The 26270-nt window shown below is 61.2% G+C and carries 27 protein-coding genes; 17 read left to right on the top strand and 10 right to left on the bottom strand.

Annotated features, from left to right (window positions below):
• Nucleotides 1-42 precede the first annotated feature (42 nt).
• Nucleotides 43-909 carry an endonuclease/exonuclease/phosphatase family protein gene (locus A6U98_RS09370; protein WP_064649461.1) on the bottom strand — a complete coding sequence of 289 codons (867 nt, stop codon included), beginning with the start codon at nt 907-909 and terminating at the stop codon, nt 43-45.
• Nucleotides 910-993: 84 nt separating this feature from the next.
• Here A6U98_RS09370 and obgE point away from each other — a divergent pair, with 84 nt between their 5' ends.
• From obgE to modC, 7 genes are all read left to right on the top strand, one after another.
• Complete coding sequence (obgE, locus tag A6U98_RS09365; protein WP_064649458.1) at nt 994-2070, top strand: GTPase ObgE; 1077 nt, start codon at nt 994-996, stop codon at nt 2068-2070.
• On the top strand, nt 2057-3226 hold the full coding sequence (proB, locus tag A6U98_RS09360; protein ID WP_064649456.1) for a glutamate 5-kinase: 1170 nt from the start codon (nt 2057-2059) through the stop codon (nt 3224-3226). The genes obgE and proB overlap by 14 nt, the downstream gene beginning before the upstream one ends.
• Nucleotides 3219-4502 (top strand): glutamate-5-semialdehyde dehydrogenase, encoded by a 1284-nt coding sequence (locus A6U98_RS09355; RefSeq protein ID WP_064649454.1) that lies wholly within the window; start codon nt 3219-3221, stop codon nt 4500-4502. Before proB ends, A6U98_RS09355 begins: the two co-directional genes overlap by 8 nt.
• Nucleotides 4477-5157, top strand: a complete 681-nt coding sequence (locus tag A6U98_RS09350; RefSeq protein ID WP_064649452.1) for a nicotinate-nucleotide adenylyltransferase — start codon at nt 4477-4479, stop codon at nt 5155-5157. Before A6U98_RS09355 ends, A6U98_RS09350 begins: the two co-directional genes overlap by 26 nt.
• Before the next feature lie 496 nt (nt 5158-5653).
• Nucleotides 5654-6445: a molybdate ABC transporter substrate-binding protein gene (gene modA / locus A6U98_RS09345; RefSeq protein WP_064649450.1), complete on the top strand. Its 792-nt coding sequence runs from the start codon at nt 5654-5656 to the stop codon at nt 6443-6445.
• A 246-nt stretch (nt 6446-6691) separates the two neighbouring features.
• Nucleotides 6692-7393 carry a molybdate ABC transporter permease subunit gene (gene modB / locus A6U98_RS09340; RefSeq protein WP_064649448.1) on the top strand — a complete coding sequence of 234 codons (702 nt, stop codon included), beginning with the start codon at nt 6692-6694 and terminating at the stop codon, nt 7391-7393.
• The gene (gene modC, locus A6U98_RS09335; RefSeq protein WP_064649446.1) at nt 7390-8457 is read left to right on the top strand and encodes a molybdenum ABC transporter ATP-binding protein; all 1068 of its coding nucleotides are present in this window, start codon (nt 7390-7392) and stop codon (nt 8455-8457) included. Before modB ends, modC begins: the two co-directional genes overlap by 4 nt.
• On the opposite strand, the gene A6U98_RS09330 is transcribed toward modC, so the two are convergent.
• On the bottom strand, nt 8458-8835 hold the full coding sequence (locus A6U98_RS09330) for a winged helix-turn-helix domain-containing protein (RefSeq protein ID WP_064649444.1): 378 nt from the start codon (nt 8833-8835) through the stop codon (nt 8458-8460).
• 210 nt (nt 8836-9045) lie between these two features.
• On the opposite strand from A6U98_RS09330, the gene rsfS reads away from it, so the two are divergent.
• The 6 genes from rsfS to A6U98_RS09300 all read left to right on the top strand — a co-directional run bounded on the left by rsfS (nt 9046) and on the right by A6U98_RS09300 (nt 14832).
• A complete protein-coding gene (rsfS, locus tag A6U98_RS09325) occupies nt 9046-9489 on the top strand; it encodes a ribosome silencing factor (RefSeq protein WP_032984631.1) in 444 nt (147 codons plus the stop codon).
• A gap of 117 nt (nt 9490-9606) precedes the next feature.
• Nucleotides 9607-10089: a 23S rRNA (pseudouridine(1915)-N(3))-methyltransferase RlmH gene (rlmH, locus tag A6U98_RS09320; protein ID WP_064649442.1), complete on the top strand. Its 483-nt coding sequence runs from the start codon at nt 9607-9609 to the stop codon at nt 10087-10089.
• 172 nt (nt 10090-10261) lie between these two features.
• Entirely contained in the window at nt 10262-11662 is a 1401-nt protein-coding gene (locus A6U98_RS09315; protein WP_064649440.1) for a murein hydrolase activator EnvC, read from the top strand.
• Nucleotides 11652-12974 carry a S41 family peptidase gene (locus A6U98_RS09310; protein ID WP_017995549.1) on the top strand — a complete coding sequence of 441 codons (1323 nt, stop codon included), beginning with the start codon at nt 11652-11654 and terminating at the stop codon, nt 12972-12974. The genes A6U98_RS09315 and A6U98_RS09310 overlap by 11 nt, the downstream gene beginning before the upstream one ends.
• Before the next feature lie 77 nt (nt 12975-13051).
• Nucleotides 13052-14248: a divergent polysaccharide deacetylase family protein gene (locus tag A6U98_RS09305; RefSeq protein WP_064649438.1), complete on the top strand. Its 1197-nt coding sequence runs from the start codon at nt 13052-13054 to the stop codon at nt 14246-14248.
• A gap of 50 nt (nt 14249-14298) precedes the next feature.
• Complete coding sequence (locus tag A6U98_RS09300; RefSeq protein ID WP_064649436.1) at nt 14299-14832, top strand: RNA pyrophosphohydrolase; 534 nt, start codon at nt 14299-14301, stop codon at nt 14830-14832.
• Between the two features lie 86 nt (nt 14833-14918).
• On the opposite strand, the gene bfr is transcribed toward A6U98_RS09300, so the two are convergent.
• From bfr to A6U98_RS37565, 5 genes are all read right to left on the bottom strand, one after another.
• Entirely contained in the window at nt 14919-15404 is a 486-nt protein-coding gene (bfr, locus tag A6U98_RS09295; protein WP_064649434.1) for a bacterioferritin, read from the bottom strand.
• Nucleotides 15370-15801 carry a (2Fe-2S)-binding protein gene (locus A6U98_RS37570; RefSeq protein ID WP_082933858.1) on the bottom strand — a complete coding sequence of 144 codons (432 nt, stop codon included), beginning with the start codon at nt 15799-15801 and terminating at the stop codon, nt 15370-15372. The genes bfr and A6U98_RS37570 overlap by 35 nt, the downstream gene beginning before the upstream one ends.
• Nucleotides 15802-15891: 90 nt before the next feature.
• On the bottom strand, nt 15892-19356 hold the full coding sequence (locus tag A6U98_RS09285) for an error-prone DNA polymerase (RefSeq protein WP_064649430.1): 3465 nt from the start codon (nt 19354-19356) through the stop codon (nt 15892-15894).
• The gene (locus tag A6U98_RS09280) at nt 19353-20798 is read right to left on the bottom strand and encodes a DNA polymerase Y family protein (protein WP_280950220.1); all 1446 of its coding nucleotides are present in this window, start codon (nt 20796-20798) and stop codon (nt 19353-19355) included. The genes A6U98_RS09285 and A6U98_RS09280 overlap by 4 nt, the downstream gene beginning before the upstream one ends.
• Nucleotides 20799-20808: 10 nt before the next feature.
• Nucleotides 20809-21753: a hypothetical protein gene (locus A6U98_RS37565; RefSeq protein WP_064649426.1), complete on the bottom strand. Its 945-nt coding sequence runs from the start codon at nt 21751-21753 to the stop codon at nt 20809-20811.
• A 161-nt stretch (nt 21754-21914) separates the two neighbouring features.
• Here A6U98_RS37565 and A6U98_RS09270 point away from each other — a divergent pair, with 161 nt between their 5' ends.
• Nucleotides 21915-22352, top strand: a complete 438-nt coding sequence (locus tag A6U98_RS09270) for a metallopeptidase family protein (protein WP_003543974.1) — start codon at nt 21915-21917, stop codon at nt 22350-22352.
• A 23-nt stretch (nt 22353-22375) separates the two neighbouring features.
• Here the strand turns inward: A6U98_RS09270 and A6U98_RS09265 are convergent, their stop codons facing one another.
• Together A6U98_RS09265 and A6U98_RS09260 are read right to left on the bottom strand one after the other, a co-directional pair.
• The gene (locus A6U98_RS09265; RefSeq protein WP_064649772.1) at nt 22376-22582 is read right to left on the bottom strand and encodes a DUF1737 domain-containing protein; all 207 of its coding nucleotides are present in this window, start codon (nt 22580-22582) and stop codon (nt 22376-22378) included.
• Entirely contained in the window at nt 22582-23502 is a 921-nt protein-coding gene (locus A6U98_RS09260) for a CoA ester lyase (RefSeq protein ID WP_064649424.1), read from the bottom strand. The genes A6U98_RS09265 and A6U98_RS09260 overlap by 1 nt, the downstream gene beginning before the upstream one ends.
• Nucleotides 23503-23639: 137 nt before the next feature.
• On the opposite strand from A6U98_RS09260, the gene A6U98_RS09255 reads away from it, so the two are divergent.
• The 3 genes from A6U98_RS09255 (at nt 23640) to leuD (ending at nt 25168) form a co-directional block, all read left to right on the top strand.
• On the top strand, nt 23640-23873 hold the full coding sequence (locus A6U98_RS09255; RefSeq protein WP_017962593.1) for a hypothetical protein: 234 nt from the start codon (nt 23640-23642) through the stop codon (nt 23871-23873).
• Between the two features lie 130 nt (nt 23874-24003).
• Nucleotides 24004-24426, top strand: coding sequence for a glyoxalase/bleomycin resistance/extradiol dioxygenase family protein (locus A6U98_RS09250; RefSeq protein ID WP_011654037.1), 423 nt, complete (start codon nt 24004-24006; stop codon nt 24424-24426).
• Nucleotides 24427-24559: 133 nt separating this feature from the next.
• Nucleotides 24560-25168: a 3-isopropylmalate dehydratase small subunit gene (gene leuD / locus A6U98_RS09245; RefSeq protein ID WP_003543984.1), complete on the top strand. Its 609-nt coding sequence runs from the start codon at nt 24560-24562 to the stop codon at nt 25166-25168.
• 60 nt (nt 25169-25228) lie between these two features.
• Here the strand turns inward: leuD and A6U98_RS09240 are convergent, their stop codons facing one another.
• Nucleotides 25229-26161, bottom strand: a complete 933-nt coding sequence (locus A6U98_RS09240; protein WP_064649422.1) for a pyridoxal-phosphate dependent enzyme — start codon at nt 26159-26161, stop codon at nt 25229-25231.
• Between the last annotated feature and the right edge of the window lie 109 nt (nt 26162-26270).

Here is a 26270-nt window from a genome sequence, read left to right as displayed (position 1 = left end):
CAGGTCTAGAAAGCAGACGCCGCCGCACCGGCGGCGTCTCCTTCAATCGCCTATCTCGACCCATACGGGGAAATGATCGGAACCGACGGATTGCGTATCGATCCGGGCGGATTTCAACCGGCTCTGCAGGCCGCAACTGACGAAGCAATAATCGAGATGCATGCGTTTGCCGCGATCCTCAGGATCCATCCAGCTGTAGCTCCCCGGGCGATAGGCTTCGAGCGCCGCAAAGGCGTCCATCGGCGTGCCGATCCTGGCGACACGGCCATAATATCCACCGCCAGCACCGGCAAACGCGCAATATTCCGGCGATTCCGGCTCCATGTTGAAATCGCCCATGATGATATAATCCTCCGGCAGCGGCGGCTCCGGCAGATCGAACTCACCACCCCCCGTCAGCGACCCGCCCTCCTGGACGAAAGCATTGATATGGGCATTCAGAAATTGCAGTTGGCGGATGCGCTCGTCAGGGGAGACATGGTCGAGATGGACGGAGTAGACGCGGATCGCACCGCCGGGTGCGTCGATCACCGCCTCGGTTGCGCCGCGCTGCAGGTTGATCTTGCCGATCGTCCGGCTGCGCGGCAGAAGCAGCGTCCGGGTCGAGACAACAGGCCAGCGCGACAGCACCATGTTGCCGAACTGGAAACGCGTCCCGCGCACCGGCTGAAGCCCGCCTTCATCAGCTTCGACATGCATGTCACAAGCCGGCCCATACACCCAGAAATAGTCGGGAAAGAAGGCTGCAACATCGGCCACCGTGTCGGCAAAACCGTTGCGGGAGAAGCCGCGGGTCACCTCCTGCAGCGCGATGACATCGGCTCCCTCGACGCTCCGAGCAATGCGCGCCAGATCGTATCTGCCGTCGAGACCGAAGCCGTACTGTATGTTATAGCTCGCAAAATTCACGATAATCTTTGACCTCCGTCGGAACCGCCTATATCGAATGGGCCAAGACGGGCCGTCCAACTGCCACTGAATATTGGAAGTAAAATGAAATTTCTCGACGAAGCAAAGGTCTATATCAAGTCCGGGGACGGCGGCGGCGGCAGCGTTTCCTTCCGACGCGAGAAATTTATTGAGTTCGGCGGCCCCGATGGCGGCGACGGCGGACGCGGCGGTGACGTCTGGGTCGAGACCGTCAACGGCCTGAACACGCTGATCGATTTCCGCTTTCAGCAGCATTTCAAGGCGACGATCGGCACCCATGGCATGGGCAGGAACCGCACCGGCGCCAACGGCAGCGACGTGACGTTGAAAGTCCCGGTCGGCACGCAGATCTTCGAGGAAGACCAGGAAACGCTGATCTGCGACCTGACCGTCGAAGGCCAGCGTTACTGCCTCGCCCATGGCGGCAATGGCGGCTTCGGCAACGCCCATTTCAAAACCTCGACCAATCAGGCGCCGGATTGGGCCAATCCCGGTCTGCCCGGCGAGGAAAAGACCATCTGGCTGCGGCTGAAGCTGATTGCCGACGCCGGCCTCGTCGGCATGCCCAATGCCGGCAAGTCGACCTTCCTGGCATCAGTCACCCGGGCTCGGCCGAAGATCGCCAACTATCCCTTCACCACGCTGCATCCCAATCTCGGCGTCGCCACCATCGACGAGCGCGAATTCATCCTTGCCGACATTCCGGGCCTGATTGAAGGCGCCCATGAAGGTGTCGGCATCGGCGACCGTTTCCTCGGCCATGTCGAGCGCACCCGCGTGCTGCTCCACCTCATCTCCGCCCAGGAGGAAAAGGTCGGCAAGGCGTATAAGACGGTCAAGCACGAGCTCGAAGCCTATGGAAACGATCTGACCGACAAGGCTGAAATTGTGGCGCTATCACAGATCGACGTGCTCGATGATGCCGAATTGAAGAAGAAGACCAAGGAATTGGCCAAGGCCTGCGGCAAGACGCCGTTCCAGATTTCGGCCGTCACCGGCAAGGGCATGACCGAGGTGCTGCGCGCACTCCGCGACATCATCGTCGAAGCCAATACCGAGGAGAAGCCGGCCAAGGTGCCGAAGCTGCGCCATCGCGACATGGTCGTCACCGATGAGGGCGAGGACGATGACCAGCCGTAAGCCGCTTGGCCGCTACCGCCGCGTCGTCATCAAGATCGGCTCGGCCCTTCTGGTCGACCGCAAGGCCGGCCTGAAAAAGGCTTGGCTCGACGCCATGTGTGCCGATATCTCAGGCCTGAAGGCCAAGGGGATCGATGTGCTCGTCGTCTCCTCGGGCGCAATCGCGCTCGGCCGCTCGGTGCTCGACCTGCCGTCAGGCGCGCTGAAGCTGGAGGAAAGCCAGGCGGCCGCCGCCGTCGGCCAGATTACGCTGGCGCGTGCCTGGTCGGAAAGCCTGTCGCGGGACGAGATCGTCGCCGGCCAGATCCTGCTGACGCTCGGCGATACCGAGGAGCGCCGCCGATATCTCAATGCCCGCGCCACCATCAATCAGCTTTTGAAGATCGGCGCCGTGCCGATCATCAATGAAAACGACACGGTTGCCACCAGCGAGATCCGCTATGGCGACAACGACCGGCTAGCCGCCCGCGTCGCGACGATGACCGGCGCCGATCTGCTCATTCTTCTCTCCGATATCGACGGTCTCTACACCGCGCCGCCCCATCTCGATCCGAAAGCGACGTTCCTGGAAACGATTGCCGAAATCACCCCCGAGATCGAGGCAATGGCCGGAGGCGCGGCCTCCGAGCTTTCGCGCGGCGGCATGCGCACCAAGATCGATGCCGGCAAGATTGCGACGGCATCAGGCTGCGCCATGATCATCGCCTCCGGCAAGACCGACAACCCTCTGTCGGCGATCGAAAACGGCGAGCGTTCCTCCTGGTTCGCACCGTCGGGCACACCCGTTACCGCCCGCAAGACCTGGATTGCCGGACAGCTGCAGCCGGCCGGCGAACTGCATGTCGATGACGGCGCCGTCGTTGCCCTCGGGGCCGGCAAGAGCCTGCTTCCCGCCGGCGTGCGCAGCGTTTCCGGCCTCTTCAGCCGCGGCGACACGGTGGCGATCATCGGCCCGGCCGGCCGCGAGATTGCCCGCGGCCTTGTAAGCTACGATGCCGACGACGCTCGCCGGATTGCCGGCCGCAAGTCGGCGGAGATCGAGGCTATCCTCGGTTATGCCGGGCGCGCCGCCATGGTCCATCGCGACGACATGGTGATGACCGCGCAGGTCGGTTCGAAATCGGAAAGGCAGAAGAAGGACGCGAGCTATGCTTGATACCGTTGCGCCAGGCCCTGACATTGACGTGCTGATGAACGACATCGGCCGCAAGGCAAAGGCTGCCGCACGACCGCTGAGCTTTGCGTCCACCGAGGCCAAGAACAGGGCGCTGAATGCCATGGCCGATGCGATCCTGGCGAACAAGGCGCATATTCTTGCCGAGAACGCCAAGGACCTCAAGGACATCGAAGGCACCGAGATACTCGCTTCCTTCGTCGACCGGCTGACGCTAAACGACAAGCGCATCGCCGACATGGCCGAGGGAGTCCGCGCCATCGCCGCTCTTGCCGATCCGGTCGGCGAAGTCATCGCCGCCTGGGACCGGCCAAACGGGCTGAAGATCGAGCGTGTCCGCACGCCGCTCGGCGTCATCGGCGTGATCTTCGAAAGCCGGCCGAACGTCACGGCGGATGCCGGCGCCCTCTGCCTCAAGGCGGGCAATGCCGTCATCCTGCGTTGCGGCTCGGATTCGCGCCGTTCATCGCGGGCTATCCATGCCTGCCTGGTCGAGGGCCTGAAGGCGGCGGGACTTCCAGAGCATGCTATCCAGCTCGTGCCGGTCACCGACCGTGCCGCCGTCGGCGCCATGTTGCGCGGCCTCGACGGCGCCATCGACGTCATCGTGCCGCGCGGCGGCAAGAGCCTGGTTGCCCGGGTGCAGAGCGAGGCCCGCGTGCCGGTTTTTGCCCATCTCGAAGGCCTTTGCCACATCTATGTCGATGCCTCGGCCGATATCGAAATGGCGAAAAAGATCATCGTCAACGCCAAGATGCGGCGCACCGGCATCTGCGGCGCGGCCGAAACCCTGCTCGTCGATGGCGCCGCGATCGGCACGCATCTGACGCCGCTGCTCGAGGTTCTGACGGAGGCCGGCTGCGAGATCCGCGCTTCGGCAACGGTGCTGAAGGTCGCACCCGGCATGAAGCCTGCGACCGAAGAGGACTGGTCGACGGAATATCTCGACGCGATCATTTCGGTTGCCGTCGTCGACGGCATATCGGGCGCCATCGCCCATATCCAGACATATTCCTCCAACCACACCGAGGCGGTCATCGCCGAGGACGCTGACGTCGTCGCGCGTTTCTTCACCGAGGTCGATTCGGCAATCCTGCTGCACAACGCCTCGACGCAGTTTGCCGATGGCGGCGAGTTCGGCATGGGGGCGGAAATCGGCATCGCCACCGGCAAGATGCATGCCCGCGGCCCCGTCGGCGTCGAACAGCTCACCTCTTTCAAATATCGGGTGCATGGTGCCGGACAGACGCGGCCCTGACGTGACGACCAAGCCTGACGTGACGATTGAGAATGTGGACCGGCACTATCTCCGCATGCCGTACAGCGAGCGCGGCATGGTCGTCGGTCTGTTCGGGGGCTCGTTCAATCCGCCGCATCAGGGACACGCGCTCGTTGCCGAGATCGCCATCAAACGGCTCGGCCTCGACCAGCTCTGGTGGATGGTCACACCCGGCAATCCGCTGAAGAGCCGCAACCAGCTCGCCCCGCTTGCCGAGCGCATTGCCGAAAGCGAGCGTGTTGCCGCCAATCCCCGCGTCAAGGTCACCGCCTTCGAACAGACGCTCGGCACCAGCTATACTGCCAACACGCTTGCCCGCGTCAAGGCGCGCAATCCGCATGTGCATTTCATCTGGATCATGGGCGCAGATAGCCTGCAGACCTTTCACAAATGGCAGAAATGGCAGGAGATTGCCCGCACCTTCCCGATCGCGGTTGTCGATCGACCGGGCGCGACGCTGTCCTTCCTCTCCTCGAAAATGGCAAGAACCTTCGATTTCGCTCGTGTCGATGAGGATGACGCCCGTGTTCTCTGGAAGAAACGTGCCCCGGCCTGGACCTTCATCCACGGACCGCGCTCCGGCCTGAGCTCGACGGCAATCCGCAACGGCTCGTCGCACGGCGACGCCGAATAACCTGATTTCAGAAGATCCAGAAAACGAGAAAGCCCGACGGGGGAGGAGATCCGTCGGGCTTATAAACTCGATCGACAACTGGGAGGAGGAGTGTTGTCGACCCTATCGAACGGCTATGGGAGGAGGAGAAGCCGTGTCGATGAGTGCGTTGTAGCATATTTCGCAGGAAGATGAATATCGATTGGTGCATTGCAGCAATGCATTGCCTGCAATCCTCTGGAGCCTTGCGGCTTTGGCATTGCCGTTTTTCTTGGCAGAAATCGACGGAGCATGCTCTGCCGACGGGATTGCTTGCGGTTTGCCAACCTGTCGCTCGGGTATTTCCAGCCTATGGATCTCATGCTGCGGTTCAAGCCATGCACTTCAGCAACGCATAACTATTGGGTCGTTGCGGACACCTCAGTCCGAAACGGTTATATTTTCCTGGATATATCCCTAGCCAAGATGCCTCGCCCGTTATATTCGTCGCAATATTTCGAACCCTGGGGAATAAGTCATGCAGAACCGCCGCCAATGGATGAAACTGGCAACCGCCGCGATCTCGGCCCTCTGGCTTGGCGCAGCCGCGCTTCCGACGCCTGCCGCAGCAACCGAAAAGCTCACCGTCTTTGCGGCGGCGAGCCTCAAGAATGCGCTCGACGCCGCCAATGCCGCCTGGGCAAAGGAAAGCGGCAAGGAAGCCGTCGCCTCCTATGCGGCGAGCGGCGCGCTGGCCAAGCAGATCGAAAACGCGGCCCCTGCCGATGTCTTCATCTCGGCCGATCTCGATTGGATGGATTATGTCGCCAAGAAGAGCCCGATCAAGGCCGATACCCGCTCCAACCTGCTCGGCAACAAGATTGTGCTCGTTGCGGAAAAGGACAAGGCAAAACCGGTTGAGATCAAGCAAGGCTTCGATCTCGCCGGGCTTTTGGGTGACGGCAAGCTTGCCATGGGTGAGCCGAAATCCGTTCCGGCCGGCAAATACGGCATGGCGGCGCTCGAAAAGCTCGGCGTCTGGAAATCGGTCGAAACCAAGGTCGCCGGCGCCGAAAGCGTGCGCGCCGCCCTTGCCCTCGTCTCTCGCGGCGAAGCGCCTTATGGCATCGTCTATCAGACGGATGCCGCGGCCGATAAGGGTGTCGCCATCGTCGGCACATTCCCCGCCGATTCCCACCCGCCAATCATCTACCCAATCGCAATCCTCGCCGAGAGCAAGAACCCGGATGCATCCGCCTATCTCGATTTCCTAAAATCCGACAAGGCAGCCGCTTTCTTCACGGCGCAGGGTTTCACCATCCTGAAGTGATTGCGGATTTGCATGTCAGTGCCTGACTTGAGGCTCACATCACGACGCTTCAATCTACTGACGAAGACCGCTAACTACTCTATCGTCATGCTCGGGCTTGTCCCGAGCATCTGCATCCGGTCCATTTTTGGATATGCAGCAGATCCTCGGCACAAGGCCGAGGATGACGCCGAGTAAAGAGTGAGATGTGCCAACAAACGGCTCGCATTTGCGAGCCTTCATTTTTGAGAGGAATAAAAGCGCTTGTTGGACGGTCTGGGCTTGAGCAATGAGGAATGGACGGCGATCCTGCTCAGCCTGCGCGTCTCGATTGTCGCCATGCTGGCGAGCCTACCCTTCGGCATCCTCGTTGCTCTCCTGCTTGCCCGTGGCCGCTTCTGGGGCAAGTCGGTGCTGAACGGCGTCGTTCACCTGCCGCTGATCCTGCCCCCGGTCGTCACCGGTTTCCTTCTCCTCATCCTGTTTGGTCGTCGCGGTCCGATCGGCAGCCTGCTCGACCAGTATTTCGGCATTGTTCTCTCCTTCCGCTGGACGGGCGCGGCCTTGGCCTGCGCCATCATGGCCTTTCCGCTGATGGTGCGCAGCATCCGCCTGTCGATCGAGGCGGTCGACCGCAAGCTGGAAGAGGCGGCCGGAACCCTCGGCGCCGGCCCTGTCTGGGTCTTCCTGACGATCACCTTGCCGCTGACCCTGCCCGGCATCATCGCCGGCATGATCCTCGCTTTTGCCAAGGCGATGGGTGAATTCGGCGCGACGATCACCTTCGTCTCCAACATTCCCGGCGAAACCCAGACGCTGTCGGCGGCGATCTACACCTTCACCCAGGTGCCGGGCGGCGATGCCGGCGCGCTCCGCCTGACGCTCGTCGCCGTCGTCATTTCGATGGCCGCCCTGCTCGCCTCCGAATTCCTCGCCCGTCTCGCTGGCCGGAGGATCGACCCGGAATGACGCTGATCGTCGAGGCAAAACAGAGGCTCGGCGCCTTTTCGCTCGATGCCGCCTTCACCTCCGAGCGTGGCGTCACCGCGCTGTTCGGCCGTTCCGGCTCCGGCAAGACCTCGATGATCCGCATCATCGCCGGCCTTGCCCGCCCGGATGAAGGCCGCGTCGTCCTCGATGGCGAGCCCCTGACCGAAACCGCAACCGGCATTCTCGTCCCGAAACATCGCCGCCGCTTCGGTTATGTCTTCCAGGAAGCGCGACTTTTCCCCCATCTCAGCGTTCGCGCCAATCTGTTCTACGGCCGATGGTTCGCGGCGAGAACAGCACGCGGAGAGAGCTTCGACCGCATCGTCGACTTGCTCGGCATCGAGACGCTGCTGGAGCGCAGCCCCTCGAAACTCTCCGGCGGCGAGAAGCAGCGCGTCGCCATCGGCCGCGCACTTCTCTCCTCGCCCCGCCTGCTGTTGATGGACGAGCCGCTCGCCGCCCTCGATGATGCCCGCAAGGCCGAGATCCTGCCTTATCTCGAGCGATTGCGCGACGAAACCGACATACCGATCGTCTATGTCAGCCACTCGATCGCCGAGGTGGCTCGCCTGGCAAACCAGGTCGTCGTCATGCGTGACGGCAAGGTGGAAGCGACCGGCCCCGCCATCGACATATTGAGCCGCCCCTCCACCGCCTCCGACCGGCGGGAGGCAGGCGCACTGCTGGAGGGCACGGTGGAAAGCTTCGATGCGCGGCACCGTCTATCGACGGTCGCGCTGAAATCGTGCCAGCTCCATATTCCGGGCGCGGCTCTTGCGCCCGGCAAATCGGTCCGCATCCGCATTCCCTCCCGCGATGTCATGCTGGCGACCGCAAGGCCCGAGGGGCTCAGCGCGTTGAATATCCTCGAAGCAAGGATAGAGGGGATGTCGTCGACCGAGGACGGAACGGTGGAAATCAGGCTCGATTGCGGTGGCGATATCATTCTTTCCCGGATCACGACGCTGTCCTGCGAGCGTCTGGATCTTCGACCGGGAAGGGCCGTCTTCGCCGTTATCAAGACAGTTGCCCTGGAGGCTTGATCAGCCGTGCTCGCCCTGCTGCAGGTTTCGCTTGGCCTCGAGCCAGGCGAGATCGTCGGCAAGGCTCGTGCGCATCGTCCTTTCCATCCGGCGGAAACGTGCGAGCAATTCCTCGCCGAACGGCGTCAGCGCCGCGCCGCCGCCCTTCTGCCCGCCGCGCTGCGATTCCACCACCTGTTCGTTAAACATCCGGTTCATCTCGCTGACCAGCAGCCATGCCCGCCGATAGGACATGTCCATCGCCCGCCCGGCCGCCGAGATCGATCCCGTCTGGCGGATATGTTCCAGCAGTTCCATCTTGCCATGGCCGAGGCGATCCTCGTCCGGGAAACTGATTCGCAGGACGGGCACGAGTGTTTTTGCGGCTGAGTCGGTCATTGAATCTGGAGATCGTGGAATTTGCCGCACTTTACGCTGCGGCATGGAAACTGTACACCGCCCGCACCAGGCCGCCTCGAGCGGTCAAATACTTCAATTCGAACGGCAGATCGGATTTTCGGCCGTTCTGTACCTTAGCATGTCTTGAAACATTAATGGTTTGATGCCTATCTTAACCATGATCCGGTCGCGATCGGATCTGTGTTGTGCATAGTTTGTCATTCCAGGAAAGGGAAAGCACTGACAACAGTACACGCCAAGGGAAAAACGCTCGCCGTTATCCCGAAGAGTGCGGAACGTGGCGCCGATGCCGCCGCCCGTGCCCTAGAAACCGTCCTCGCCAGCCTCGAGGACTCCAAAGCTGAAGATATCGTCACCATCGACATTGCCGGAAAATCGGCGCTGGGAGACTACATGATCGTCGTCTCCGGCCGCTCGAACAGGCATGTCATGGCGATCTCGGATCACCTGCTTACCGACCTTAAGGACGACGGCCTCGGTACGGCCCGCGTCGAAGGTCAGGAAGGCGGCGATTGGGTCCTGATCGACACTGGTGACATTATCGTGCATGTGTTCCGTCCCGAAATCCGCGAGTTCTACAACATCGAAAAGATGTGGGCGGCTCCGGATATGGATGAAGAAACACGGCACTGACAGGCGAGCCGGCATTCTGTCCGGCGCCTGAGACGTGGCATTGGCTGGCCGGCAAACAGATAAGCCGGCCGGTGGCGTAGTGTGCGCCCGATGTGCCGCATGAGCGGGAGCGGATGAATGCGAATAGGTCTTTTTGCGGTGGGGCGGCTGAAGTCCGGCCCGGAAAAGGATCTTGCCGCCCGTTATTTCGACCGTTTCTCTAAGGCCGGCCCTGCCGTCGGCCTCGAATTGACCCGCGTTGCCGAAGTTGCCGAAAGCCGGGCCTCCAATGCGGAGACCCGCAAGCGTGAAGAGGCGGCGATGCTTCTGAAATCGCTTGCCGATGGCAGCATCCTCATTCTTCTCGATGAACGCGGCAAGGCGCTCGACAGCGAAGCCTTCGCAAACCTGCTCGGCTCCTATCGCGACCAGGGCAAACGCGACCTCACTATCGCGATCGGCGGTGCCGATGGCCTCGATCCCTCCCTGTACGACCGTGCCGACGCGACGCTCTGCCTGGGCAAGATGACCTGGCCGCATCAGCTCGTGCGCACACTGATCGCCGAACAGCTCTATCGTGCCGTCACCATCCTGTCCGGCCACCCCTATCACCGCGTCTGATGCCGCATCGGCGTGATGTGTCGGCAATCGCAATGTCACGCAGCCGTGTTTTGCTAGGCAGCCCGTTCTCCTTCAAACTTTCTGGCAAAGCGTACCAAATCAGCTTAGTCTCCGCGCGATTTGAGAAAGTGCCCCAACACGCATGACGAGAGCATCCACCAGGCGACACCGCATGATCCTGCCGGCTATCGCGGCCGGCGTCGGTGTGGCGGTGATTGTCATGTCGGCAAATCCGTTCATCGTCCGGGCGCAGGATGCCGCGCCCGAGGCGGCACAATCCGCACCGCAGCCGGCAGCCGAGCCGCCGCCGCCCGATCCGGCAGCCGAACTTGCCGCCAAGCGTGACCAGACCCGTGCCGAACTCGAAACCCTGTCGAAGACGATCAGCCTCTCCACCGACAAGGTGAGCGCGCTTCAGCAGAGCATTGCCGATCTCGAAAAGAGCACGGAAAGCATCCGCCAGGCACTGATCGATTCCGCCGCCCGCCGCAAGACGCTCGAAAAGCAGATCCTCGAAAGTGAGAACAAGCTAGCCGATCTCGGCGTCAAGGAGGATGGCATCCACCGTTCCCTGCACGAGCGCCGCGGCCTGCTGGCCGAGGTGCTGGCAGCGCTCCAGCGTATGGGCCGCAACCCGCCGCCCGCTTTGCTCGTCACCCCCGATGACGCGCTCGCCTCCGTGCGCAGCGCCATTCTGCTCGGCGCCGTCGTGCCCGGCATCCGCAAGGAGACCGACAAGCTTGCCGCAGACCTCGCAAGCCTCGCCGCATTGCAGACCGCAAGTGCTGCCGAGAAGGCCTCTCTGACCGCGACGATCACCAACGGCATCGAGGAAGAGCGGCGCATGGACCTGCTGCTTGCCGAAAACGACAAGCTCAGCCGCAGCAACGCCGCCGAACTCGAGGCCGAAAGGAAACGCTCCGAGGAGCTGGCGGGCAAGGCGACGAGCCTTGAAGGCCTGGTCGCCTCGATGGAATCCGAGATCGCTTCGGTGCGGGATGCCGCCGCTGCAGCCCGTCAGGCCGAGGAGAACCGCAAGCTGCTGACGGACGAGCAGCGCGCCCAGGCCAAGGCGCTCGCCGACAGCGGCGTGCCCGATAAAAACCGCATTGCGCCCGCATATCCCTTCGGAGAATTGAAGGCGAAATTGGAGGTGCCCGTTACGGGCGATATCCTGCGCCAGTTCGGCGATGCCGACGGCACCGGGCACGAAGCCATGGGAATGACGGTGGCCACCAATCCAGAGACGGTGGTGACAGCGCCGGCGGATAGTCTGGTGGTTTTCGCCGGCGCATTCCGCAGTTACGGCCAGATGATCATCCTCGACGCGGGCGATGGATACCATCTGGTTCTCTCGGGCATGGATACGATCAATACCCGTCAGGGAAAATTCGTTTTCTCCGGCGAGCCGCTTGCCGTGATGGGCGCGAAAAGAGTGGCAAGCGCAACTGCATTGGCGCTGGAAACCAACCGGCCAACGCTTTACATTGAATTTCGAAAGGACGGTAAACCGGTCGATTCCCGGCCGTGGTGGACCGCCAAAGACACTGGAAAGGCACGCAATGATTCGTAGGGCTTCTCTTGTTCTGGTCGGCGCATTGATGGGTGCGACCGCAATGAGCGTCATTTACTCGGCGGGTGTGCCGGCAGAAGCGGCCGGATCCTCGACCTACAAGGAACTTTCGGTTTTCGGAGATGTCTTCGAGCGTGTGCGTGCGCAATATGTGACGCCGCCTGCGGAAGACAAGCTGATCGAGAACGCCATCAACGGCATGCTCTCCTCGCTCGATCCGCATTCGAGCTACATGAATGCGAAGGACGCCGAAGACATGCGCACCCAGACCAAGGGTGAGTTCGGCGGCCTCGGCATCGAAGTCACGATGGAAGACGAACTCGTCAAGGTCATCACCCCGATCGACGATACGCCCGCCGCCAAGGCCGGCGTTCTCGCCGGCGACTACATCTCCGAGATCGACGGCCAGTCCGTCCGCGGCCTGAAGCTGGAAGACGCAGTCGAAAAGATGCGCGGCGCCGTCAACACGCCGATCAAACTGACGCTGATCCGCAAGGGTGCCGACAAGCCGATCGAGCTGACGATCGTTCGTGACGTCGTCGCCGTCCAGGCAGTCAAATCGCGTGTCGAGGACGATGTCGGTTATCTCCGCATCATCTCCTTCACCGAGAAGACCTATCCTGACATGGAAAAGGCGATCAAGAAGATCAAGGACACCGTTCCGGCCGACAAGCTGAAGGGTTATGTTCTCGACCTGCGCCTCAATCCTGGCGGTCTGCTCGACCAGGCTATCAACGTCTCCGATGCCCTGCTGCAGCGTGGCGAAGTCGTTTCGACCCGCGGCCGCAATCCGGATGAAACCCGCCGCTTCAATGCAGGCCCGGGCGACCTGACGGATGGCAAGCCGGTGATCGTGCTGATCAACGGCGGTTCGGCTTCCGCATCGGAAATCGTCGCTGGCGCCCTTCAGGATCTGCGCCGTGCCACCGTTCTCGGCACGCGCTCCTTCGGCAAGGGCTCCGTCCAGACGATCATCCCGCTCGGCGAAAACGGCGCGCTGCGCCTGACCACGGCGCTCTACTACACGCCGTCGGGCCGCTCGATCCAGGGCACAGGCATCACCCCCGACATCAAGGTCGAGGAGCCGCTGCCGCAGGAACTGCAGGGCAAGATGGTGACCGAAGGCGAATCCAGCCTGCGCGGCCACATCAAGGGCCAGAGCGAGACGGACGAAGGTTCGGGCTCCGTTGCTTACGTCCCGCCGGACCCGAAGGACGACGTTCAGCTGAACTACGCGCTCGACCTTCTGCGCGGCAAGAAGACCGATCCGGCCTTCCCGCCGAACCCGGACAAGGCCGTCGTCGCCAAGTAATCAATCACGTCAAGGCCGGGCACCTCGCCCGGCCTTGACCCTTTCTGCTGTTTCCCGGTTTTGGAGCGGGCGAAAAATTGGGAACGGACCTGCATGCGCCTTTGGGCCGCAACCGCAAAACCGGCAGCCGGCGTCCGGGTATTCTGCGCCTGGGCCGCATCGCCGCCAGCCTTTGCCTTTTCGCGATAGGTGGCTTTTCCCTCTATACGGCATTTCGCGGCGATGAGCTCGAACGCACCAAACCGCCGGCGGCCGAACAAGCCGCAACACCCCCTGCCAATGCGCCTCAGCCACCGACGGCCACCACGGGCCAAGCGGCGGACGGTATGCCCCGCGCCGAGCCGCGCTCGGGCGCCAATGTCGAGCAGATGGTCACCGGCGACGGCTCGGTCGTCACCAAATACAGTCCCCGCCCGCGCGACGGCGGCGGGCCGGTGCTGGTCGACGCCATGCAGATCGGCCAGGATCCGCGCATGGCAGCCCAGCCCAATGACGCGCTGCTCGAAGAGACGCCCTTTGGCAGGCTGCCGATCGTCGGTCCCGATGGCCGGCGGCCGATGGATCAATATGCGCGTCCCTCGTCCGGCGCGCGTGGCGTCCGCATCGCCATCGTCGTCAGCGGCCTCGGGCTCAGCCAGACCGGAACGCAGCGCGCCATCGCCGAACTCCCCGAAGAGATCACCTTCGCTTTTGCCGCAAGCGGCAACAGCCTGCAGCGCTGGATGCAGGAAGCCCGCCGCGGCGGTCACGAGATCCTTCTGCAGGTGCCGCTCGAACCATTTGATTACCCGGCGAACGATCCAGGCCCCGAAACCCTGCTGACCACGAAACCGGCTGCCCGCAACATCGAAAACCTGCACAAAGCGATGGGCGAGATCACCAACTATACCGGCGTCATGAATTACCTCGGCGGCCGTTTCTTGTCTGATCCCGCTGCCATGGAACCAGTCATGCGCGACATCGGCAAGCGTGGGTTGCTGTTTCTCGACGATGGCACATCAGCGCAGTCGAAGACGGCGGCGATCGCCAAGGGAACCGAACTGCCCTATGCCTTCGCCGACCTGCAGCTCGACGGCCAGCTCGATATCAACGCCGTCCTGAAGAAGCTCGATGAGCTCGAGCGCATCGCCCGCAAGAACGGCCAGGCAATCGGCGTCGCCTCGGCTTTCGATGAGAGCGTTGACGCCATAGCGAAATGGAGCGAGGAGGCCGCGATGCGCGGCATCGAGATCGTCGGCGTTGCCGCCCTTTCCAACGACCCCAAGAATCCTTGAGATGGATCCTTGAGAGATTCCTTGAGAAGAATCCCAGAACGGAGAAGAAGATGAGCCAGGCGACCGTGAAAGCCGAGGATCTGCCCTACCGCCCCTGCGTCGGCGTGATGATCCTGAACCGCGATGGCCTCGTCTGGGCCGGGCGACGTATCTCCGACGGTAATTCCGAATATGACGGCTCGCCACAGCTCTGGCAGATGCCACAGGGGGGCATCGACAAGGGCGAGGATCCATTGGACGCCGCCTACCGTGAGCTTTACGAGGAGACCGGCATGAAGACGGTGACCCTGCTTGCCGAAGCGAGAGACTGGATCAACTACGATCTGCCGCCGGCGCTGATAGGCATCGGGCTGAGAGGAAAATTCCGCGGCCAGACACAGCGCTGGTTCGCCTTCCGCTTCGACGGCGACGACAGCGAGATCGCCATCAATCCGCCGCCTGGCGGCCATGAGCCGGAATTCGATGCCTGGGAATGGAAGCCGATGCAGCAACTGCCGGAGCTGATCGTGCCCTTCAAGCGCGCCGTCTATGAGCAGGTGGTGGCCGAGTTCCAGCACTTGGAAACACTTCAATCGGAAGATTGATCACGGCAGGATGACTGCCTCCGTTTGTCTTGGCGGCAGGAATAGGATCACCGGCCGCCATCGGCGGCCGGCATCCCGTTCGAATCTTATTCGGCTTCGTTGGCGGAATCGGCGTTGAGCTGGCCGTATTTGGCCTCGCCGATTTTCTCGAGCAGGTCGATCTGTGTTTCGAGGAAGTCGATATGACCTTCCTCGTCCGCCAGCAGCTCCTCGAAAAGTTTCATGGAAACATAGTCGCCGGCGTCATGACAGATATCGCGCGACTTTTTGTAGGCCGCGCGGGCGTCGTACTCGCCGGCAAGATCGGCTTCCAGAACTTCCTTGACGTTCTGGCCGATGCGCAGGGGTGCAAGGGTCTGCAGATTGGGATGGCCTTCGAGGAAGATGATGCGTGCAACCAGCCGGTCGGCATGGTGCATCTCTTCGATGGATTCGGCGCGCTCCTTCTTGGCGAGCTTGGTGTAACCCCAGTCCTCAAGAAGACGATAATGAACCCAGTATTGGTTGACCGCACCGAGTTCGAGGAACAACGCCTCGTTAAGCCGCTCGATGACCTTTTTGTCGCCTTTCAATGTCCGCTCTCCTGTTTTCCTCATGGAATTGTTTCAAGCGGGACATGAAATCAAATATTTCGGCCTCCGTCGAGTGGCGACGGGCGTGATAGTCCTCGGTTGTCTGGATAATGAGGTCGACGACGTTGGGGAAACAGCCGCAGCAGCGGCCGCGTTTCTCCATAGCGTGATAGACTTTCGCAGGCACGATAAGCTGCCAACAGTCTTCATCGAGAAGGTTGGTGATAACCTCCCGGATTTCTTTATCGGTTATATAATTGCAGCTGCAGACGAGCACGTCTTCATTCCAAACATGACACTGACTATCGTGTTTTCTGCTAAAGAAGATGGTGGCTGTCAAGAAAAAATTCGAGTCCCGCATCGTTGAACAGCGGTGTCCGGTGAGGCCTTCATGCATATCGTCCAGGATTATGCAGCGGTTTCAGGATGATGACGCCATAAGGCAAATGAAAGCGCGCCGCATGGTCTTGATCGGTGCGATGCATTTTTAATGAAAGTTGCGTCCGCGCGCCATCACCTCAGCGGTTTCCGCCGCGCCCGCATGGCGGCCTGTGGCAACCATCCGTTTTTCCAGCTCGGCCCTCTCCTGCACATTAACAAGCTTTTTCTGCCGCTGATCGACGCCCGGCCTCAGCACCTCGTCTGCCCGCTCGCAGACGCCGAAACGCCGGGCCTCGCGTTGCAGGATACCGAGCGCCGGCGTCATGTCCTCGATATGCTCGACGACGGTATGGATCACCCCACTCTGGTTTTGCAGCCTGCCGCGGATTTTCACCAGCCGGGCGCCCATCACGACCGAGCGGTATTTGTCGAACATTTTCGACCAGACGATCGCATTGGCCACGCCGGTCTCGTCTTCCAGCGTCATGAAGATCACGCCTTTGGCCGAACCCGGCCGCTGGCGCACCAGCACGAGGCCCGCGATCGTCACCCGCTTTCCGTTTGCGACCTTCAACAGATCGACATTGCGCGTCACACCCGCCTTGCGCAATTCCTCACGCAGGAAGGAGACGGGGTGCGCCTTCAGCGACAGTGAGAGATAACGATAGTCTTCGATGACCTGCTCTCCGGGCAGCATTTCCGGCAACTTCGCCGCAGGCTCGGCCTGGAGATCGACATGACGGACCCGCTCGAAAAGCGGCAGCTCCTCAGTAGCACTCTTCACATCCAGCGCCCGCACCGCCCAGAGCGCGTCGCGTCGTGATAGTTTGAGGGATCGGAACGCATCGGCATCCGCCAGTCGCTCGATGACCGATTTCTGCAGACCGGACCGCAGCCAGAGATCGCGCACCGAGCTGTAACCTTCGCCTCGATGGCTGACGAGCCGTTCCATATCGTCTGTCGAAAGGCCCTTGATCTGCCGGAAGCCGAGTCGCACCGCATGCCGGCTCTTGATGATCTCGCGCATCTCATGATGTCGAAAATCGACGGCATTCCGATCGAAAGCGGCCTCTTCCAGACCGCAATCCCAGTTCGATTCATTGATATCGACCGGCAGGATCCTTACCCCGTGCTCGCGTGCATCCCGCACCAGCTGCGCCGGTGCATAAAAGCCCATCGGCTGGGAGTTCAGCATCGCCGCGCAGAAAACATCGGGATAATAGGCCTTGAGCCATGAGGAGGCATAGACGAGCAGCGCGAAGGAGGCCGCATGGCTTTCCGGGAAACCGTATTCGCCGAAGCCTTTGATCTGGTTGAAACATTGCTTCGCGAACTCAGGATCATAGTCCTTTGAGACCATTCCCTCGATAAACCGCTTTTCGAAGTTGCCGATCGTACCCGTTCTCTTGAATGTCGCCATCGCTCTGCGAAGCTTGTCGGCTTCCGCCGGTTTGAAGCCTGCGGCGGTAATGGCGATCTGCATGGCCTGTTCCTGGAACAAGGGCACGCCGAGGGTTCTTTCCAGAACCGTTTCCAGCTCCTTGCTCGGATATTTGATCGGAATGTTCTTGGCCCGCTGCTCCCGGCGCTTCAGATAGGGATGCACCATGTCGCCCTGGATCGGACCTGGCCGAACGATCGCAACTTCAATAACGAGGTCGTAAAAGATTCTGGGCTTTAAGCGCGGCAGCATGCTCATCTGCGCCCGGCTTTCGATCTGGAAGACGCCAAGCGTATCGGCCCGGCCCATCATGTCGTAAACCGGCTTGCCCTCATCTCCATGCTCCTTGTTGCCGAGGTCTGCGAGCGTCTTCTTCACGTCGTAATGCAATTCAAGCAGCGAAAAGGCCTTCCGCAGGCAGGTCAGCATGCCGAGCGCCAGCACATCCACCTTGAGGATCTTGACGTTGTCGAGATCGTCCTTGTCCCATTCGATCATGTATCGATCCGGCATCGCCGTCTTCATGATCGGCACCACCTCGTTGAGCCGGTCCTGGGTGATGACGAACCCGCCGACATGCTGGGTGAGGTGGCGCGGAAAACCGAGAAGCTCGGAGGCATATCTCAGCACGTTCTGCGTCACCGGATCCTTGACGTCGAGGCCGGCGGCCTTGGCATCCCGCTCCGAGAGATTATCCTCAGACCAACCCCAGACGAGGCTGCTAATCGCCGACTGGACATCTTCCGACAGCCCGAAGGCCTTGGCGACCTCACGGCCGGCCGAACGGGTCCGGTAGGTGGTCACCCCCGCCGTCAACCCGGCATGTTCTATGCCGTATCTCTTATAGATGAACTGGATGACCTCTTCGCGTCGATCATGCTCGAAATCAACGTCGATATCCGGCGGTTCGTCACGATCCATCGAAATGAAGCGGTCGAAGAGCAGCGTACTCTTTTGAGGGTCGACTTCCGTTATCTCGAGGCAATAACAGATGACCGAATTTGCCGCCGATCCGCGCCCCTGGCACAAGACCTTAAGTTCATAGCGGGCGTGCTGGATGATCCTGTGAACCGTCAGGAAATAAGAAGCATATTTCTTTTTTTTAATGAGATCGAGTTCATACTCGATCTGTGGCGCCACCTTGGGCGGGATACCCTTGGGATAGCGTCTTGCCGCTCCCGCTCTCGTCAGCCTTTCGAGAGTCTCCTGCGGCGTTTCACCAGGATCGTTTTCCGGCGGATAATTGTGCTCCAGTTCCTTCAGCGAAAATGTCAATTTGCCGAAAAAGGCCTGCGTATTGTCGATCGCACCAGGATAGTCCCGGAAGATCCTGATTATTTCACGTGAATCCTTGAGGTAGCGCTCGGCATTCGGTGCCAGCAGAAATCCGGCTTGCGATATCTCCACGTGCTCTCGGATCGCGATCACGATATCCGAAAGCGGCCGGCGCTCGGGATGATGGTAAAGTGGTTGGTTGGTCGCAATCAGCGGCACGCGGTTTCGGACGGCAAGCATGGCAAGCACCGCAAAGACCTGCCTGTCGCGGCCGTCATAGGCTGGCGCCAGCGCCATATGAAAAGCCTTGCGGAACCGCCCGCTGAACCGCTCCAGATAATCTTTCAGCGCCGATTGACCGGCCTGACTATCGACAAGGGTGCGGTCGGGAACGAGAGCGAGCATCATCTCATCTCCCCATTCCATGAGCTCCGCTTCCGTCAGTATGCAGGTCCCCTTGACCGCCTCGTCTTTCAAATTACCGGCGCTGAGCAGACGGCAGAGATTTGCCCAACCTCGCCGATTACGGGGATAGGCGAGGATATCAGGCGTTCCATCGGAAAAGACGAGACGGGCGCCTGGCTGAACCCGGACAGGATCGAGAATAACCTCCGTTTTCCCCTTCTTCTTCGCCTCGGCTAAAATCGCATCCCTGTTTTTGTATCTCTCCTCGAGCTGCTCCGCCTGCGCATGTGCCCGCACCACGCCGGCAACCGAATTCCGGTCGGCAATGCCGAGGCCGCGGAGCTTCAGCCAAGCGGCCTGCACGACCATCTCCTCCGGCTTCGATGCACCTTCGAGGAACGAGAAATTCGTCCTCGTGCCGATCTCGAAAAATGCAGGCGCGGTAGTCATGCAAACACGCCATGCATGAACCAGCGAGGATCAAGCTCCTGACCATAGACGCCTCGACGGTAGATCCAGAAGCGATGTCCGGTCTCGTCCTCGATGCGGAAATAGTCACGTGCTTCCGCATCACTCCCGTCGATCCACCATTCCATGGCAATCCGCTCCGGCCCTTCGCTCCTTGCCACCTGATGCCGCATGCGCCGCCAGCGGAAAGTCTGCGGCGGGCCATCGGGCACTTCGGCGATCATGATCTCGACAGGCTCCGGCGTTGCAAAAAGCCGCAGCGGGCGCTCTTCGCGGAAAGGAAGCTGGATGTCCTGCGCTGCCTTCCGGCTGCGAAGGCTCTCCATCACAGGGACCGTGATGACGGCGCGTTCCGGCACATGGCTCTCGCGGAGCTGGAAGCTCTGCAGGCAATCCGCCCCAAGCCGGGCCGAGACCCGGTCGACGAAGGCCGAAAGCGAGATTTCTCCCTGCCGGTCGCCCTCGAAATCACCCTGCGCCTCGTTGAAGGGATCGTGCCGCAACACATTCAACCGCAGGATCTCGAAACCATAGCCGGCATCGAGGTCGTCATAGACCGCCTGCAATCGCTCGGAAAAAAGTCCGGCGATGAACTTTGGTTCGCGAAGCGGCTGGGAAGCGCCGACGGAGATACGAAAGACCCTGCCGTCGACGCGGAACAGGACCAGTTCGAACACCCGCCCGCCAGCCCCCCGCGCCTCCAGCGACGGCTGCAGCGATAAGGCGACCTGCCTGGTGACGGCAAGGATCTGCTCTTCCGTCCCGATGGGCTCGATCAGCCGACTTTCGGCCGAGAGGCTGGCAACAGGACGCCGGGGCGAGACCGGCTCCTCTTCACGTCCCAGCGCCTGGTCGAGACGCAGAAGCAGCTCCGGGCCGAACCGGCGGGTCAGCGGCGCTCGCGGCGCATCGATGACGTCGCCGATATATTTCAGACCGAGCTTCTTCAGGGCATCGACGGTTTGTCCTTCCAGCCGCAAGGCTGCAACCGGCAAGGACATCAGCACATGTTCCGTCTCTTCGTCCTCGATCACGCCGCCTTGCCCGAAGCGGGACGCGGCCCAGGAAAGGCCGGGTGACGGTGAGATCGCGCCGCGGGCATCGAACCCCATATGGAAAAGCCGCGACAGCACATCCTTGAGAAGCGCCTTTTCACCGCCGAAAAGATGAGCGCAGCCGCTAATGTCGAGAAACAGTCCGTCATTGCCGTCGAACGCCACCAGCGGCGTATAGCGGTCGCACCAGTCGGCAATTGCTTCCAGCAACCGGCGGTCGGCCGCCGGATCCTCTTCCGCGACCTCGAGCATGGGGTACATGGCGCGCGCTTCGGCAACGCCCAGCTCCTTCTTCAGCCCCAGCCTTTCGGCCAACTCGTCCAGTGCCGTCAGCCGCATGGCATTGTTGAGCTTGCCGGAACAGACGATAGGTGGCGTCTCAGGACGCCCTTTCGAACGCCAGGAGAGCCCCCATCGCTTGCGGGCGATGCGGTCCGTTGGCAGATGCGGGAAGCTGAGCGCCAGAGTGCGCTGACTGTTCGCCTGGAGGACGAACGAGGTTTGGTTCGGCGACAGGGAGAAATTCGCGTTCATGGGGATTCCACTCCAGAAGAAAGGAGAGCGGAGCCGGATTTCGGCTCTTCTCCAGCGTCAGACGGAAAATCGGATTGCCGATGCTACCGGAAAGTGTCGATCCATCCGGCAACGACCGCAGAGCGGACGGGGCTGGTTCGACATGCAGACGGAAGGCCGCACTGCTTGCCTCCTCCGCTCCGGCCTGACGGACAAGAAAGAGCGGACGGCGGGCAGCATGCGCCCTGAGACTGAGCCTGCGGCTCTCGGTCAGGCCGAAATGGGCGGGATTGCCTCGCACTTCGAAGATGACGGCCGAGAAGGCAGCGCTTTCCACCGCCACCTCCGCCAGCCAGAGCGCCTCGTCCAGCTTGCGCGGCGCCGCATGGAAAAACCGCTCCGGGCTCAGCCCGAAATCCCGAAGCCCGGGGGCATAGGGACGACCGGCCTCCAGCGTGCCGACTGCATCGCCGATCCAGAGCAACGGCATAAGCCTGCCGGCATCCGCTTCCTGTTTTTGCAGTCGCGCGGCAACAGCCATCGCCAGCCCGCTTGCAGCGCCTGCATCACGAGACAGAGCCGAGCGGAATTCGGTGATCGCATCGAGCGGCAAGCCGCCTTCCAGCGCGCCGTCGAGAAACTCCACCCCAAACGGCAGGGGCGGCAGAATGCGCTCCTGGCGGGTCTTACGTCCTTCTGCCAGGGCTTCCTGCTCCGCTGCGGCAAGCGCCGGCGCGGGCCTTCCCTCCAGTCGGGCAATGGTTTCGCGGAGCGCAAAAAGCCGCTCGCGCGCCAGGGCGTGCTGCGCCATGGCGTTCTCCGATCCGTCTTGTTCCTGTTATGTTCTTATAGATTCCAGAGAGCTAATGAAGAGTCAACGGCCATTTTCTATGAAAATATTCCTGCCTTTGATTCCGCACTCGAAAATCGGCGATAAAGGTTCTATATGGGCCCGCAAAGGAAGGAATATTCATGGCCCGCATAGACCAGAGCGATGATTGGCGGGACCGCCATGCGCCGACGATCAGCGCCTTCGAGTCGCTGGCGATGGAGGCCTACAGCCATCTCCCGGATGAATTCCGCCAGCTGACGACCAACCTCACGATCGAGATCGAAGATTTCCCCGATGACGACGTTTTCGAGGACATGGCGCTGGAAACCCCTTTCGATCTGCTCGGCCTTTTCGAGGGCAGGGGCATTTCCGAACGTTTCACGGTGGAAACCGGCGAGATGCCGAACCGCATCCGCCTCTACCGCCGTCCCATTCTCGACTACTGGGCTGAGAACGACGAGACGCTCGGCGATATCATCACCCACGTCCTGATCCACGAGATCGGCCACCATTTCGGACTGAGCGACGATGACATGGAGCGGATCGAGGCAAGCGCCGAGGAAGCCGCCGAGCGCTAAAACCGCGCGTTCGGCAGAACGCGCTACTGCTCGGAGAGCTTCATCTCGGGATCGTAATCCTTGCCTTCGACATGCTTGACGACGGCCTGGCCGCACTGCATCGCGCCAGTTGCGGCATTGAAGGTATAGGTCGGCGAGCCCTCCAGCGACCAGCCCTTGTTGAGGGCGGCGGTGACCTTATGGCAGAAGGAAGCATCGTCGGGACCGGTCAGGAAGCGGTAGAGTTTCATCATATCGTCTTTCGTGCCGCAGCCTGGCGGGATGCGATCAGGCGGGCTTTATGGACCAGACTTTCCGCCTGGACAAGATGCAACCGCTCGACCATCCGCCCGTCTGCATTGATGACGTTCAGCCCATCGGAGGCAGGATCGGCAAAGGCTGATATGATCGCCTCCGCTTCCGCGATCGCTGCCGGATCCGGGCCGAAATGGCGGTTGGCGGGCTCGATCTGCGCCGGATGGATCAGCATCTTGCCGGCAAAGCCCATGGCCCGGCCCTGCAGACATTCGGCATCGAAACCCTGTTCATCCCTGAAATCGTTGAAGACGCTGTCGATCGCATCGAGCCCGTAGGCGCTGACCGCAAGGACAACCTGCATCAGCCACGGCACGAGATAGTTCCGCCCCGGCTGCGGCAGCACGCCGGTTTCCTTGCGCAGGTCGTTGAGCCCGACGACGAGGCAATCGAGCCGCGAGCCCGGCGTGCGCCCGGCTTCGGCGATACCAGCCGCATTCAGGATGCCGCGCGGCGTCTCGATCATCGCCCAGATGCGCAGATCTTCCGATGCATCCGCCTCGGAGAGAAGGTCACTGAGCGCCATGACATCCTGCGGTTCGTCGACCTTCGGCAGCAGCACGGCATCGGGACCAAGCGCCGTCACCAACTCCATGTCCGCCAGGCCGAAATCGGTGGACAGACTGTTGATGCGGATGATCCGCTCCTTGCCTTGGAGCGGCCGAGCCAAAAAGAAATTCCTCAGATTGTCCCGCGCTTCCGCCTTCTTTTCCGGCGCCACGGAATCCTCGAGATCGAAGATCACCGCATCGCAATCGACCGCATGGGTTTTTTCGAGGGCGCGGGGATTGATGGCAGGCACGCTCAGCACCGAACGGCGCAGGCGGATGGAGCGGGTCGTCGGGTTTCGGCTCATGGCGAATTAGTGCCAAGCTTTGAAAGCCGAAGCAAGCAGCCCACCCCAGAACCTCCCACAGAACAACAAAAAGCCATGCTTGCCTTGCAGAGAGGAAAGAGAAGGACCACATTCCTTTCCGAAGAAAGGTCTCTAACATGCAGAACATTCGCTCCATCTTCCTCATGCTTGCCGGCGCCACCGTTTTCGTGGCCATGCTGCTTCTCACCTTTTCGGTGACGCTTGCCGTCGGCGGCATCCTGACCGTGCTCATGGTCGGCCGCGCGCTTTCGATGAAGATGAAGCCCGCTCCGGTCCGCGCCAAAGCGAACAACGGCCAACGCGAGATGCGCGTGTGGAACGACGGCCGCGGTACGATCATCGATCTCTGATCACCTTTTCGCTGAAAATTTTGGTTTCGCCGAAAAATTTCGGCCGACACTGTCGGATCACGCTTCCATGCTACGTCCTTGAAGCAGCCAGGCATTCAGCCGGCGTTCAAAAAGCGAATGGAGGACAAGCATGGATGCGACGACAGAGAGCAACCCGACCAAGATGCCACCGGTCAAGAACGGCCTGCTCCCCTATCTGACGGTTGGCGGGGCGGTGAAAGCTGCGGAATTCTACAAGAAGGCTTTCGGCGCCGAAGAGGCATATCTCGTGCCGGTCGACGAGAGCGGCAGAACGATGCATGTGCATCTCTACATCAACGGCAGTTCCCTGATGCTGTCGGACGCCTATCCCGAATATGGCCATCCCTTCAAAGGCCATGAAGGCTTTGCAATCCAGCTGGTGATCGATGATATCGATTTCTGGTGGGATCGCGCGGTTGCTGCCGGCGCCGAAGTCGTCATGCCGGTCGAACTGATGTTCTGGGGCGACCGCTATGGCCAGCTTCGTGATCCGTTCGGCGTCCTCTGGGGGTTGAACGCACCGTCCAAATAAGGAACAGGCGCAATCGGCGGACCGCGCGAAACGTCGCGTGGCCGCCATCTGTGAAAGATTCTCCTTCATTTCGGCTAAAAACTGGACTAGATGCAAATTCAGGAAGTAGATTTGCTGAAATGGAGCATGGGTCATGGATAAATTCGTGAAGCTCACGGGCGTTGCAGCGCCCCTGCCGGTTGTCAACGTCGACACCGACATGATCATTCCGAAGGATTATCTGAAGACGATCAAGCGCACCGGCCTCGGCACCGGCCTCTTCGCCGAAGCCCGTTATAACGAAGACGGCTCGGAAAACCCGGATTTCGTGCTCAACAAGCCGGCCTATCGCGATGCCAAGATTCTGGTTGCCGGCGACAATTTCGGCTGCGGCTCCTCGCGCGAGCACGCGCCCTGGGCGCTTCTGGATTTCGGCATCCGTTGCGTCATCTCGACCAGCTTCGCCGATATTTTCTACAACAACTGTTTCAAGAACGGCATCCTGCCGATCAAGGTCAGCCAGGAAGATCTCGACAAGCTGATGGACGACGCCTCGCGCGGCTCCAACGCCATCCTGACCGTCGACCTCGAAAATCTTGAGATCACCGGCCCCGATGGTGGCTTGATCAAGTTCGATCTCGACGAATTCAAGCGTCACTGCCTGCTGAACGGCCTCGACGATATCGGCCTGACGCTGGAAAAGGGCAAGGCGATCGACAGCTTCGAAAAGAAGAACGCCGCTTCGCACCCCTGGGCAGCCTGAGCCCTTCCAATCGGTTATCGATCAAGCCGGGCTTACGCCCGGCTTTTTCTTTGGTGCGGGTCAAAGAAATTTTTCTTTCCAGCCCCTGAGTTTTTCGAGCGACACGCCGATGCCGCCGCAGACCTCGATAAGCGGATTGTCGAAGCGCTGAAGCAGCCCGGCATGCACATCGGCAACCGCAAGGGCCGCACCGCAAGCCGGCTCGACCAGAATGCGCTGCGCATCGGCAAATTTCAGGCAGGCGGCAACGGCATCGGCGTCGCTGACGACAACACTTTCGATCGGATGATGCTTCGGCAGGTCGAAGACATGCTGCGCCACCTGCCGCGCCCCGAGCGAATTGGCAATCGAGGTAATGGCGGGAAGGGTGATACGCTCATTCGCCTTGAGGCTGGCATGGAGCGAAGCCGCCCCTTCCGTTTCGACGGCAATAACAGGCACATCGGAAAGCCCGTTGCGCTTCAACCCCTCGACGATGCCGGCGAGCAGCCCGCCGCCGCCGACGCTGGTGACCATGCAATCGAATTTTGCCCCTTTCGCCACCACCTCGTCGATCAGCGTGGCATGGCCATCCCACAGAAGCGGATGGTCGAAGGGGTGCACATAGCTTGCGTTGCGGCTCCGGGCGAGTTCGACCGCATGGGCATTGGCCTCATCGAAAACCGAACCATGAACAAGGACATTCGCGCCCGTTGCGGCAATCGTCCGGCGTACGTCGGCCGCCGTCGTCTCCGGCACGACTATCGTGACCGGCACACCGAGTGCCCGGCCGGCATAAGCGGCCGCAATGCCGGCATTGCCGCCGGAAGCGCAGAAGATTTCGCGCGCCCCATTTTCCACCTCGTGCTGGCAAAGCCTGCCGACGCCGCGCAGCTTGAAGCTGCCGGAAGGCTGCAGCGCATCGAGCTTCAGCCAGAGCGGTTTGCCGCTGGCGCTGTAGCCAGGTGCCGTCTGGAGCAAGGGCGTGTCGAGGTGGAGAGGCGCGAAAGGCATGAGAACATCCAGGATAAAGATAGGGTCACCGTTCTAATTCGTTTGTGGACGCAGGAGCAACCGTCGCGGCTCGGAGCGAAGCGTACCGATTCGCCGCTTCTGTCGCTTG

This window comes from Rhizobium sp. WYCCWR10014 (genome assembly GCF_001657485.1).
GTDB lineage: Bacteria > Pseudomonadota > Alphaproteobacteria > Rhizobiales > Rhizobiaceae > Rhizobium.
The sequence above is the reverse complement of the archived record's forward strand: the minus strand, read 5'-3'. Positions and strand labels throughout refer to the sequence as shown.

Bases quoted from the DNA above. Each gene is read 5' to 3' on its own strand.
- A6U98_RS09300 (WP_064649436.1), top strand. From the start codon at position 14,299: ATGAGCCAGGCGACCGTGAAAGCCGAGGATCTGCCCTACCGCCCCTGC.
- A6U98_RS09260 (WP_064649424.1), bottom strand. From the start codon at position 23,502: ATGAGCCGAAACCCGACGACCCGCTCCATCCGCCTGCGCCGTTCGGTG.
- A6U98_RS37570 (WP_082933858.1), bottom strand. From the start codon at position 15,801: ATGCATGAAGGCCTCACCGGACACCGCTGTTCAACGATGCGGGACTCG.
- proB (WP_064649456.1), top strand. From the start codon at position 2,057: ATGACCAGCCGTAAGCCGCTTGGCCGCTACCGCCGCGTCGTCATCAAG.
- A6U98_RS09270 (WP_003543974.1), top strand. From the start codon at position 21,915: ATGGCCCGCATAGACCAGAGCGATGATTGGCGGGACCGCCATGCGCCG.
- rlmH (WP_064649442.1), top strand. From the start codon at position 9,607: ATGCGAATAGGTCTTTTTGCGGTGGGGCGGCTGAAGTCCGGCCCGGAA.
- A6U98_RS09350 (WP_064649452.1), top strand. From the start codon at position 4,477: ATGGTGCCGGACAGACGCGGCCCTGACGTGACGACCAAGCCTGACGTG.
- A6U98_RS09255 (WP_017962593.1), top strand. From the start codon at position 23,640: ATGCAGAACATTCGCTCCATCTTCCTCATGCTTGCCGGCGCCACCGTT.
- A6U98_RS37565 (WP_064649426.1), bottom strand. From the start codon at position 21,753: ATGGCGCAGCACGCCCTGGCGCGCGAGCGGCTTTTTGCGCTCCGCGAA.
- A6U98_RS09250 (WP_011654037.1), top strand. From the start codon at position 24,004: ATGGATGCGACGACAGAGAGCAACCCGACCAAGATGCCACCGGTCAAG.
- modC (WP_064649446.1), top strand. From the start codon at position 7,390: ATGACGCTGATCGTCGAGGCAAAACAGAGGCTCGGCGCCTTTTCGCTC.
- A6U98_RS09265 (WP_064649772.1), bottom strand. From the start codon at position 22,582: ATGAAACTCTACCGCTTCCTGACCGGTCCCGACGATGCTTCCTTCTGC.
- obgE (WP_064649458.1), top strand. From the start codon at position 994: ATGAAATTTCTCGACGAAGCAAAGGTCTATATCAAGTCCGGGGACGGC.
- A6U98_RS09355 (WP_064649454.1), top strand. From the start codon at position 3,219: ATGCTTGATACCGTTGCGCCAGGCCCTGACATTGACGTGCTGATGAAC.
- A6U98_RS09315 (WP_064649440.1), top strand. From the start codon at position 10,262: ATGATCCTGCCGGCTATCGCGGCCGGCGTCGGTGTGGCGGTGATTGTC.
- modA (WP_064649450.1), top strand. From the start codon at position 5,654: ATGCAGAACCGCCGCCAATGGATGAAACTGGCAACCGCCGCGATCTCG.
- A6U98_RS09310 (WP_017995549.1), top strand. From the start codon at position 11,652: ATGATTCGTAGGGCTTCTCTTGTTCTGGTCGGCGCATTGATGGGTGCG.
- A6U98_RS09330 (WP_064649444.1), bottom strand. From the start codon at position 8,835: ATGACCGACTCAGCCGCAAAAACACTCGTGCCCGTCCTGCGAATCAGT.
- A6U98_RS09285 (WP_064649430.1), bottom strand. From the start codon at position 19,356: ATGACTACCGCGCCTGCATTTTTCGAGATCGGCACGAGGACGAATTTC.
- leuD (WP_003543984.1), top strand. From the start codon at position 24,560: ATGGATAAATTCGTGAAGCTCACGGGCGTTGCAGCGCCCCTGCCGGTT.
- A6U98_RS09240 (WP_064649422.1), bottom strand. From the start codon at position 26,161: ATGCCTTTCGCGCCTCTCCACCTCGACACGCCCTTGCTCCAGACGGCA.